General features: G+C 41.1%; 16 protein-coding genes, 1 tRNA gene and 1 pseudogene. All 18 read left to right on the top strand.

The window, feature by feature from the left end; genetic code table 11:
* Positions 1 to 83: 83 nt before the first annotated feature.
* Positions 84 to 239 (top strand): annotated as a pseudogene (locus BMZ93_RS06275) (helix-turn-helix domain-containing protein); the annotation flags it as partial.
* Positions 229 to 432, top strand: coding sequence for a helix-turn-helix domain-containing protein (locus BMZ93_RS06280; protein ID WP_091503267.1), 204 nt, complete (start codon positions 229 to 231; stop codon positions 430 to 432). The pseudogene BMZ93_RS06275 and the gene BMZ93_RS06280, both read left to right, overlap by 11 nt.
* Positions 422 to 643: a helix-turn-helix domain-containing protein gene (locus BMZ93_RS06285; protein WP_091503269.1), complete on the top strand. Its 222-nt coding sequence runs from the start codon at positions 422 to 424 to the stop codon at positions 641 to 643. Before BMZ93_RS06280 ends, BMZ93_RS06285 begins: the two co-directional genes overlap by 11 nt.
* On the top strand, positions 630 to 1,469 hold the full coding sequence (locus BMZ93_RS06290; RefSeq protein ID WP_091503271.1) for a helix-turn-helix domain-containing protein: 840 nt from the start codon (positions 630 to 632) through the stop codon (positions 1,467 to 1,469). Before BMZ93_RS06285 ends, BMZ93_RS06290 begins: the two co-directional genes overlap by 14 nt.
* A 2-nt stretch (positions 1,470 to 1,471) precedes the next feature.
* Positions 1,472 to 1,675, top strand: a complete 204-nt coding sequence (locus BMZ93_RS06295) for a hypothetical protein (RefSeq protein ID WP_091503273.1) — start codon at positions 1,472 to 1,474, stop codon at positions 1,673 to 1,675.
* A gap of 11 nt (positions 1,676 to 1,686) precedes the next feature.
* Positions 1,687 to 2,364 carry a helix-turn-helix domain-containing protein gene (locus tag BMZ93_RS06300; RefSeq protein WP_159427799.1) on the top strand — a complete coding sequence of 226 codons (678 nt, stop codon included), beginning with the start codon at positions 1,687 to 1,689 and terminating at the stop codon, positions 2,362 to 2,364.
* A gap of 18 nt (positions 2,365 to 2,382) precedes the next feature.
* Positions 2,383 to 3,060 (top strand): putative HNHc nuclease, encoded by a 678-nt coding sequence (locus tag BMZ93_RS06305; protein WP_091503277.1) that lies wholly within the window; start codon positions 2,383 to 2,385, stop codon positions 3,058 to 3,060.
* Positions 3,061 to 3,085: 25 nt separating this feature from the next.
* On the top strand, positions 3,086 to 3,301 hold the full coding sequence (locus BMZ93_RS06310; RefSeq protein WP_091503279.1) for a hypothetical protein: 216 nt from the start codon (positions 3,086 to 3,088) through the stop codon (positions 3,299 to 3,301).
* Positions 3,294 to 3,713 (top strand): hypothetical protein, encoded by a 420-nt coding sequence (locus BMZ93_RS06315; RefSeq protein WP_091503281.1) that lies wholly within the window; start codon positions 3,294 to 3,296, stop codon positions 3,711 to 3,713. The genes BMZ93_RS06310 and BMZ93_RS06315 overlap by 8 nt, the downstream gene beginning before the upstream one ends.
* Positions 3,713 to 4,087 (top strand): hypothetical protein, encoded by a 375-nt coding sequence (locus BMZ93_RS06320; protein WP_091503282.1) that lies wholly within the window; start codon positions 3,713 to 3,715, stop codon positions 4,085 to 4,087. Before BMZ93_RS06315 ends, BMZ93_RS06320 begins: the two co-directional genes overlap by 1 nt.
* Positions 4,087 to 4,491, top strand: a complete 405-nt coding sequence (locus tag BMZ93_RS06325) for a YopX family protein (protein ID WP_091503284.1) — start codon at positions 4,087 to 4,089, stop codon at positions 4,489 to 4,491. The genes BMZ93_RS06320 and BMZ93_RS06325 overlap by 1 nt, the downstream gene beginning before the upstream one ends.
* Positions 4,469 to 4,942 (top strand): RusA family crossover junction endodeoxyribonuclease, encoded by a 474-nt coding sequence (locus BMZ93_RS06330; protein ID WP_091503286.1) that lies wholly within the window; start codon positions 4,469 to 4,471, stop codon positions 4,940 to 4,942. Before BMZ93_RS06325 ends, BMZ93_RS06330 begins: the two co-directional genes overlap by 23 nt.
* Before the next feature lie 95 nt (positions 4,943 to 5,037).
* Positions 5,038 to 5,385: a transcriptional regulator gene (locus tag BMZ93_RS06335; protein WP_244269352.1), complete on the top strand. Its 348-nt coding sequence runs from the start codon at positions 5,038 to 5,040 to the stop codon at positions 5,383 to 5,385.
* Positions 5,386 to 5,687: 302 nt separating this feature from the next.
* Positions 5,688 to 5,763 (top strand) — tRNA-Asn (locus BMZ93_RS06340).
* A 633-nt stretch (positions 5,764 to 6,396) separates the two neighbouring features.
* A complete protein-coding gene (locus BMZ93_RS06640) occupies positions 6,397 to 6,546 on the top strand; it encodes a hypothetical protein (RefSeq protein WP_200769374.1) in 150 nt (49 codons plus the stop codon).
* 23 nt (positions 6,547 to 6,569) lie between these two features.
* Positions 6,570 to 7,226 (top strand): hypothetical protein, encoded by a 657-nt coding sequence (locus BMZ93_RS06345; protein WP_091503290.1) that lies wholly within the window; start codon positions 6,570 to 6,572, stop codon positions 7,224 to 7,226.
* Between the two features lie 68 nt (positions 7,227 to 7,294).
* Positions 7,295 to 8,065 carry a terminase small subunit gene (locus BMZ93_RS06350; protein WP_091503292.1) on the top strand — a complete coding sequence of 257 codons (771 nt, stop codon included), beginning with the start codon at positions 7,295 to 7,297 and terminating at the stop codon, positions 8,063 to 8,065.
* A partial coding sequence (locus BMZ93_RS06355; protein WP_143404281.1) for a PBSX family phage terminase large subunit occupies positions 8,052 to 8,874 on the top strand: 823 nt, incomplete at its 3' end. The genes BMZ93_RS06350 and BMZ93_RS06355, both read left to right, overlap by 14 nt.

Below are 8,874 nucleotides of genomic sequence, written 5' to 3' on the forward strand. Positions count from 1 at the left end.
ACCTACCATTTTAAGGAATTGGTATAGCTATGTATCAGTTTTCAAAACGACTTAAGAGTCTACGATAAAAAGAAGGGGTCACGCAGCGACAAATGGCGAAGCATATCGGCATGTCAGCAGGCACGATAGCAAACCTTGAGAACGGGTATTCAAAGCCAAGCTTTGATGTCTTGATTGACATTGCAGACTATTTCGAAATGTCGCTAGATGACCTTGTAGGACGTGAGAATGAAAAATAATCGATTGAAACAATTACGAAAAGAAAAGGGTGTTTCACAAATTGATTTGGGTGAGCGACTCGGTCTTTCTAATGCTAGCATTTCCCGATATGAAACAGGCGGGATAGAGCCCAACATTACAACCCTAAAAAAGCTGGCTACTTATTTCAAAGTCACGATTGATTATTTAGTGGGGTATAGCGATGAACGGTAATAGATTGAAATTATTAAGGAAAAAACGTGGCCTAACACTCAAACAGGTTTCTAAAGAAGTTGGATTTAGCGGAGACCGACTTAGCAAATACGAACGCAATGAGCGAGAACCCAATATTACCACATGGGTAGCACTAGCCGAGTTCTTCAATGTGACCCCGCAGTACCTAGTCGGATGGACTGACGAAAGGAGGGAAGATGGCAAATACTAGGTTTTTCTCACAGATACCGGCATGGGTTGATGAGTTAGACAACGTTAGTGACTTCCAAGTTCGACTGCTTGGATTCATTTACACCGTGTCTAATACAGGTAACCATGCTTTTCCTAGTAACACGTTTTTGGCAAATAAATATCACAAGTCAACGCAAACGGTGCAGAGGGCACTAAGCGATTTGTATGAAAAGGGATTACTACGAAGCCATGTCATTTATAGAGAAGGTACTAAGTATATCGAGAAGAGGATTTTAGAAGTAGTAGAACCTACCCTCAAAAATGAGCATACCCTCAAAAATGAGGATACCCCCACCTCAAAAATGAGTGTACCCTACCCTCAAAAACGAGCATACCCTACCCTCAAAAATGAGGTAGATAATAGATTAACTAATAGATTAACTAATAAATCAGTATATACAGAAGGGAACGAGAGTGTTCTTGACCCCATGACAGCTTCAAAAATGTTGGCTGCTTATAACAAAGCGACCGGACGAAATAATACAAACACAGGAACGTTCTCATCACTTGCTATGCAGAATGTATCGCTTGAGGAGTTTCAAGATGTGCTGAATTACATGGTCACGAGATACTCTGACCTTGAGTACATCACTGTTAAATCACTTGTCAGCAGGTTTGAAGAACATTTGAATAGCGCTAAGGAGCGTGGATTTGTTGGCGGAGCAATTCCTGAGAAGAAGGTCAATTCTAAACCTGGCCAGAAGCAAGAGCCACCAATGGCCAAGAATGAAGTGGCTGAACCAGTTAACCAACAAGAAGTGCAGGATACTTTGGCGCTGATGAAAAAGTTTAAAACTAAGGATTAGCCATGGCACGAGTAAAGAAAGCAAATCGCATTTGGGCGATGTACAAGGGGGACACTTTTATTGCCAGTGGAACCTTTAAAGAAATTGCTAAAATGACGGGGAAGCGTGTGGATCACTTGTACCATCTCACGACTCCGGCCTACCAAAAGCAAAAAGATTATGGCAATAAGATGCAAATGTATGAAATTGATGATGACGAAGAATGAAAGGAGTAGTAATGGAAAAGCATTTTTCTAATACTGTCGAGGTGCCATCCGAAGCAAGGCAAGAAGTGCTTGATTTAATGGCTCGATTAAATTGGTCAAATCGATATGCTGCCGAAAGAATTGGAGTGGCTCGCAACATCGTTCAGCGAATGAGCCAGGGAGAGACATTCTTTAGGCAGGAACATGTCGACAAGTTGATTGCTGCGCCAGAGATGATGAAGCGAAAACTGGAAGAGAAAAAGAAACGCCAAGAGAGTAACCAGACTAACCACATGATGAAAGAGATTTCGGAGTGGCAGTTGGGCGTGCTGAACGATTACTTGATGTTCTATTCGTACGAAGAACTTCATCAACTAACCGGAGTCAGCAGGACGTTGCTGATGGGTATTGTTAACCGAAAGCGCACTGCAGTGCAGCTTAGTGTTTATGAGAAGTTGGCAGATAAGCTGTACAAGTTCGATAGACGATACAGCAGGTTACAGGCCAAGAACCGAATCAAGGAACTTCGAGAAGAAAAGGGAATCAGTCAAGAACAGCTAGCTAAAGAATTAGGCGTTGATGTGTCACTAGTTCGTGGTGTTGAGAAGCAAGTTAATGAACCAGCCACGGATACATGGCAGATGTTTTCGGAATACTTCGGTGTTTGGGTCAGCTATTTGATTGGGGCTTCTGACCGGAGAGTGCGATAACTTTTCGCAGGGTGACAGATGGAAATAACAGGGAATCTGATTAGTCGCCATGGCTCTGTTGTCACAATAGAGCTAGAAAGCCCAGATAAGCTATATGAGCTCGATAAAGTGCAAGATAGTGTAATCACACTAAACATACAAGATGGACGCTCAGTGAGCCCTAAACAGCGTAATTTTGCATTTGCTCTTATCGGCGATATTGCCAAGGCAGAAATTGGTGGCAAATGGGCAGGCGAACCTGAACTGATTAAGCGGGCATTCTACTTCGCCATGGATATGTTTTACGGCGTCGAAGGCTTTAGCCTGTCAAACGGCCGTGGAAACATGTCGGATGCAAACACATTTATCAACATGTTGTTAGAGTTTTGCTTGTATCATAACGTGCCACTTAGCTACAGGCCACTAGACAATTTAGACGACCCAGCCATTGCTCGATATGAGTATTCCTGCTTGATGAACAAGCGCTGCGTGATTTGCGGACTGAAGGCAGACCATCACCATATCACGGGTAGCAAGGTGGGCATGGGAAACGACCGCACGAAGATTAACCACAAAGGCCGGCGCTTGATTGCCTTGTGTCGCGAACATCACGACTTGTTCCATCACGAGGAAAAAGAGCGCATGGCTGAATATCATTTGCAGGGTGTTCCTGTGGACGAAAAAATTGCACAGATTTACAACTTGAATTATTGGTGAAAAAGGAATTGGTATAGGTGTATTTATGGACAAAAAATATTATTGGAAAAACAAACGCACTGACAACGAAGGGAAATCGATTTACTTGTTAAAAAGCCCATTTGGGTATATTTCGCAAGATTCTATTTGGCAGAAGTTTTCAGATATGTCTGATTCAGTTACTGCTTTCACGGAAGAAGAAGTTATCAAATGGGGATACAACCCAGAAAACTATGTAAAAAAAGAGGTTGAAAATGACTAAAAAATTCACTGAAGAAGAATATCAGAAGATTACTGAAATTGCTGACTTATATTTTGATCAACAAAAATTAATGGTTGCAACCTTTAATCTTAAAAATATTTATCATTATATTTCTTACAACGAAATTGTAGAAAGCGAAAAAGCCAGAGAATTAAGCCAAGAGCTTGCTTTAATTGCACTTCCGAAATCTCGTGACTGGGCGCATGAACAATTTGTTGATAAAGAGAAGAAGTATTACTGGAGTAGTAAGGAATCGTTTGATGGAAGATTTAAAGTTTTAATCAAAAATTCAGATGGATATCCGATGGACGCATTTTATGAATCACCTATAAATAGTGATGGTTTTACTGAATTAGAAGTACGAGAAGCGTGCTACAACCCAGACATGTTCGACAAGGAAGAGGTGGAGTGATGCATAAAATCACCAAACAAACTTTTAAAGAAGCATTTGACGAAATCGAGGAACTATCTTTTGTTCGAGACGAAAGCAAACCGGTGATTGAACAAGAATGGGTAAATAGTCATACAGCTGTATACGCACTGATAGAAGAGTTACAAGAAAATTATGCCCCAACTCTTGAATTAACCAAAGAACAAAAGGATATTTGGGATAAATCTTATTCAAAAGGCTGGGCAAAAAAAGACTTTATCTACTTTATCGATATCCTCTATATAGAAGATAATTCTACAAATTTATTTACTGAATTGCTTTCTGAATTTAGGTCACATAGTCGGGTGCTCATGAACGCTTGGCTACACCCAGAATCAATTAAGGTGGTGGAGTGATGAGAGAGATTAAGTTTAGGGCGTGGGACAAATACGCTAAAGAAATGGTTTTTGCTAAAACAATTTACTTTGGCATAAACGGTGCAGAATGCATTGTTGATTCTTCTGGAATTATTGGTGAAGTTTCAAGCGAATGGGATTTAGAACAATTTACAGGCCTGCATGATAAAAACGGCCAAGAAATCTATGAGTCTGATGTTGTAAAGTTGCATGTTGTTATCTTGTCCCCTGATGACAAGGTTGGGTTTATTGAATATAGCCCTAAGTTTGGCTACTGCATTAACTTTGGGGATAGAATTGCACGGCAGGAGTATTGGGCTGCTAATGATAAGCATACCATTGAGGTCATCGGAAACATTCACGAGAACAAGGAGTTGCTAGATGACGGAAACAATCAAGATTGAGTTTGACATCAAGCCACAGCAACAAGAACGGCCACGTATTGGAATGAAGAGTGAATATAACCGCTCGAAGACATACACGAGTCGAAAGCCCTTCTTGTATGACCCGAAAAAGACAGTCGAATATAAAAAACAGTTGGCTTACCTTGCCAATATTGAAAAGAGTGTGAACTACTTCGAGCCATTGAGCGGTGCGCTGGCATTGAGCGTGACATTCTACATTCTGCCGCCTAAGTCACTAAGCAAGGTTAAGCACGACATGGCTATTCTTGGCGAGATGTTGCCCTTTAAGAAGCCAGACCTTAGTAACTACATTAAAAGTACCGAGGACGCCTTAAACGGCATTCTGTGGAAGGACGACGCCATGCTATGTGACATTAACGCTAAGAAGCGATTTAGCGACGAAGAGAAGATTGTCATTGAGGTTTCAAAGATTAACGATAATCAGTATTAAAGGGGGTGATTAATTTGGCGGAGACAGCGGAGCAATATTTCAAATGCTACTACTCGGGTAAATGGGAGCATGATTTAGCGTGGCGGATCCATGATTTGAAATATTCACACAGCACTCAAGATGAAAATGTAGGCGGAGGAAGGGTTAAGAATGTCAACACAACGTTGAACTCAACCATTGCAAATATTGCAGCAGTTGAAGATGACAAGATTGTCAGAGAACTCCGGCATAAAATCGAAACAGTTAAGAACTATGAGTTGTCTCTGGACGATTACCACGTTAACCTGTTGAAACTCCGCTATGCAAAGAAACGTCACACGTGGATCAATGATTCTAACCGATTGTACAAGTCTGTTCGGCAGTGTCAGTCTGATTTGAAAGCGATTAAAGATGATTTCACGCAGAGTGTTCTCTTCCAGCCTGTGGAAAACTCGACCCCCTAAAAAGACTGCGTTTTGACTGCGCGTTTTGCCTTAAAAAAGGTGCTATATTTGTAGTATCGAATAAATCGATAAGGACACAGAGCCGTGATATTATTATGGAACAGGCGTTAATCCGTCTGCAATATCGCTGTGTCCCTGAACAATAAGTATTAGGCTTCGTGTTTCATTGGTGATGGTTACACCTTGACACATGAGCGGTGCAAATCCGCTGTTGTTCATTGCAGTATTCCGGTACTGCTTGCGGGGTGCGGAAACACCTTAGCTCCTTTTGATAAATAGCCGGCCTGGAATGGCTGGCAAATGATTCTGTAGCTCAACTGGTAGAGCACGCCGGTAATTAAGCCGGTGCTGTTGTTGGTTCGATTCCAGCCAGAGTCATAGCTTGCCGAGACCCAAGTAATTGGTAGCGAGCAAATGTGACCATTTCCTGGCGGTTATGGCCACGGTACATATTCCCTATGTCAGAGCGCGTGGAAGCGAATGTGCGAGAGTAAGTCGTCTTTGATTAAAAACGCTCTATCCGGAAGAGCTAATCCGTTTGTTTAGGTTTGAAACGGTGGGCGAGGTAGCGCCTCGCATACAGGGTAGCTCCCTGCGTACATACGTGCCTAATAGTTGGGCCTTGTACACTATTGTATGTCCCGACCGTGACGCCTGACGGTCAACACAAAAGCAAAGTAGTAATTGGCATAGTGGCATTCGAAATTGCTTTGTGTACATATCGGCGGTTAAATGTGGCGTTCAATATCGGTAACTCGATGAAAAAGAATGACCCAGTCGGATTGGTACCTTGCCGGCTGAATTTGATAGGTGGCGGAATAGGTAGACGCTATGGTTATTGAGAGTAATCTAGTCTGGCTACTGATGGTGGTGCGCACATTCTCATTCCTGTGGCTAGCTATGTAAGGTGCAAATCCTTACCCCATCAATACCGTATGTAATGACTGTTTCCAATTTGGAAATAGTCTTTTTATTTTGTCTGATTGCCAGTTTGTTTTTTGGAGGTAAAGAATGAAAAATTATTTGAAGTTTAAGATTACCGAGGCAATGGCACACATGGCTAACACGTCCGCTTACTTATTACTTGGTGGACTGCTTGCCGGAGCAACCGGTATCATGATTATTGGCGCTAAGATACTGTGGTTCGGGGTAAGATTGTAATATAAAGAGAGTTGTTAATAATTATGAATAAAGCAGCTAATTATACACAAATTGGTTCTTCTTTTGATTTGATTCCTGTATCCTTATCTTGTGAGTTGATAAACAGGAAGGAATACAAAGATATGGATGAACAAACAATGCAGTTAACAGCAAAGCTTGCTGAAATTACTGTTAGGAACACTGCTTCTGCAGTAATTGAAAAAATTAAAACTGTTAAGGCTAAAAAGAATGATCAAGAAACAATTGCTGAGCTAACTGAAATTATCCAAGATTTGATCGATGATAAGCAAAACTTAGTTTTAATTTCTAAGGGATTAGAAAATGAGTTAGTGTCTCAGAAGTTAACTGATGATGATGTGAAAAGTATTAGTGATACAATCTTGCCAATCATCATCAAGTTTGCGGAAGCTAGTGACGATGGGGGGCAATTGGTTGAAAATATAAACTTAATTAAGCCACTAATCTCCAAAGAAATGTTAACCATAATGCAATTGCTAGGGTTTAATTATAAAAAAGCTATTGGAGAACCATTAACTCAGCTCTTAAATAATAAAATTAAGTCATTTGAAATTACAGAGAATGATGAATTGCAATTAGCTGTAGTACAAAGAGATACAGAATATTATAAGCTGATGCAAAACGAAAAAGCGATTCAGAATATTAAAGATTTTAAACAGTAAAGTAAAAAGGCAGCTTAGGCTGTCTTTTTTAGTACATATATCAAAAGGAAGGGAGGAGCGCCAATGACATGACAAAACGTGATAAAGCTAAGCAAGACTACTTAGCTGGAATGAAGTACAAAGATATTGCTGATAAGTACGATGTTAGTCTAAGCACGGTTAAGTCGTGGAAGGCTCGTTATTGGTCAGATGAAACCAAGGTTGCAATCTCTGATAAAAAAGTTGCAACCAAGTCGCAAAAGGTTGCAACCAAAAAAGAGTTACATCCAGCTATTCAAGAGTTAGAGGATAGCGACCTAAATGACAAGCAAAAAGCCTTTGTTAGGGAGTATGTGAGGCTTGCTAATGCAACACAGGCATACATTAATGCTTATGGTGTTGACTATGAAACAGCAATGGTTAATGGATCGCGATTGCTAAGAAATGCTAAGGTTCAAGAAGAAATCAAACGTCTACGTCAGGCTCGATTAAAAGAGCTAGACATAGACGTTTTTTCGTTGGTTGACGATATGGTCAAAGAGGCCAAAGCTGATATTGGATCGTATGCTGATTGGGGTTCTGATGAGTTTCAATATACAGATGAAGCGACCGGAAAAGAGCTAACAGGACACAAGTCTTGGGTTGCCTTAAAAGATAAATCCAAAGTCGATACTAAGGCTATTAAGAAGATTACCGTTGGTAAAGATGGCCCGATTGTAGAGCTGCATGATCGCAATAAAGCTCGCAAGGAACTATTAGAGTATTTGAACGGCAAGGGTGTATTTGATAGCGGGACTAGCAATGGCGAAATGATAATTAACATGGACTCATTCGAGGGGAAGGGAAATGGCAACAATTAACATTAACTTTCATCACTCTGTCGACAAATCTTACTATCCATTGTTTTCTAGTCATGATCCATTTGTGGCAATCAAAGGGGCCCGTGGTTCTGGTAAGTCGTGGGCGCAAGCATATAACGTTATCTATGAGATGTTGAGATTGCCATATGTTAATTGGCTTGTCATCCGTCAGTATCAGAATACCAACAAGGAATCGACATATAACACATTGAAGAAGGTCATCAATCTACTAGGGTTGAGTGACCTTTTTAAATTCACGGTTAGTCCGCTTGAAATCACCATGAAATCAACTGGACAAAAGATTTACTTTCGAGGCATGGATGACCCTTTGAAAATCACGTCTATTAGTGCTGAGAATGGCTATTTGTGCCGTGCCTGGTGGGAAGAAGCATACGAACTAAAGAGTAAAGAGGATTTCCAAACTGTTGTTGAGTCGTTGCGTGGCCAGTTGCCTGATGGTGGCTACTACCAGCATATATTAACCTTCAACCCATGGTCGGAACGCCACTGGCTAAAAGAAGAGTTCTTTGATGAAGAGACCAGGCGCAATGGCGTATTGAGTTTTACCACAACTTACAAGAATAACAGCCACTTGGACCAACAATTCATCGATAACATGATGGAGCTTAAAAAGCGCAACCCTAATCGAGCCAGAGTAGCTGTAGATGGCGAATGGGGTATTGCAGAAGGGCTTGTCTTTGAAGGCCTATTTGAGCTTGAGAACTTTGATATAAGCAAGGTTCAGGGTCGTCACATTATGGGACTCGATTTTGGGTTCACTCATGACCCGACCGCCTTTGTTAAAGCGA

Source organism: Fructobacillus durionis, from assembly GCF_900112405.1.
In the GTDB taxonomy this organism is placed as follows: domain Bacteria; phylum Bacillota; class Bacilli; order Lactobacillales; family Lactobacillaceae; genus Fructobacillus; species Fructobacillus durionis.

What these genes read in the sequence shown, in the direction of transcription:
- BMZ93_RS06320 (WP_091503282.1), top strand. Translation starts at nt 3,713, where the DNA reads ATGCATAAAATCACCAAACAAACTTTTAAAGAAGCATTTGACGAAATC.
- BMZ93_RS06315 (WP_091503281.1), top strand. Translation starts at nt 3,294, where the DNA reads ATGACTAAAAAATTCACTGAAGAAGAATATCAGAAGATTACTGAAATT.
- BMZ93_RS06305 (WP_091503277.1), top strand. Translation starts at nt 2,383, where the DNA reads ATGGAAATAACAGGGAATCTGATTAGTCGCCATGGCTCTGTTGTCACA.
- BMZ93_RS06350 (WP_091503292.1), top strand. Translation starts at nt 7,295, where the DNA reads ATGACAAAACGTGATAAAGCTAAGCAAGACTACTTAGCTGGAATGAAG.
- BMZ93_RS06310 (WP_091503279.1), top strand. Translation starts at nt 3,086, where the DNA reads ATGGACAAAAAATATTATTGGAAAAACAAACGCACTGACAACGAAGGG.
- BMZ93_RS06640 (WP_200769374.1), top strand. Translation starts at nt 6,397, where the DNA reads ATGAAAAATTATTTGAAGTTTAAGATTACCGAGGCAATGGCACACATG.
- BMZ93_RS06290 (WP_091503271.1), top strand. Translation starts at nt 630, where the DNA reads ATGGCAAATACTAGGTTTTTCTCACAGATACCGGCATGGGTTGATGAG.
- BMZ93_RS06295 (WP_091503273.1), top strand. Translation starts at nt 1,472, where the DNA reads ATGGCACGAGTAAAGAAAGCAAATCGCATTTGGGCGATGTACAAGGGG.
- BMZ93_RS06280 (WP_091503267.1), top strand. Translation starts at nt 229, where the DNA reads ATGAAAAATAATCGATTGAAACAATTACGAAAAGAAAAGGGTGTTTCA.
- BMZ93_RS06345 (WP_091503290.1), top strand. Translation starts at nt 6,570, where the DNA reads ATGAATAAAGCAGCTAATTATACACAAATTGGTTCTTCTTTTGATTTG.
- BMZ93_RS06285 (WP_091503269.1), top strand. Translation starts at nt 422, where the DNA reads ATGAACGGTAATAGATTGAAATTATTAAGGAAAAAACGTGGCCTAACA.
- BMZ93_RS06325 (WP_091503284.1), top strand. Translation starts at nt 4,087, where the DNA reads ATGAGAGAGATTAAGTTTAGGGCGTGGGACAAATACGCTAAAGAAATG.
- BMZ93_RS06300 (WP_159427799.1), top strand. Translation starts at nt 1,687, where the DNA reads ATGGAAAAGCATTTTTCTAATACTGTCGAGGTGCCATCCGAAGCAAGG.
- BMZ93_RS06330 (WP_091503286.1), top strand. Translation starts at nt 4,469, where the DNA reads ATGACGGAAACAATCAAGATTGAGTTTGACATCAAGCCACAGCAACAA.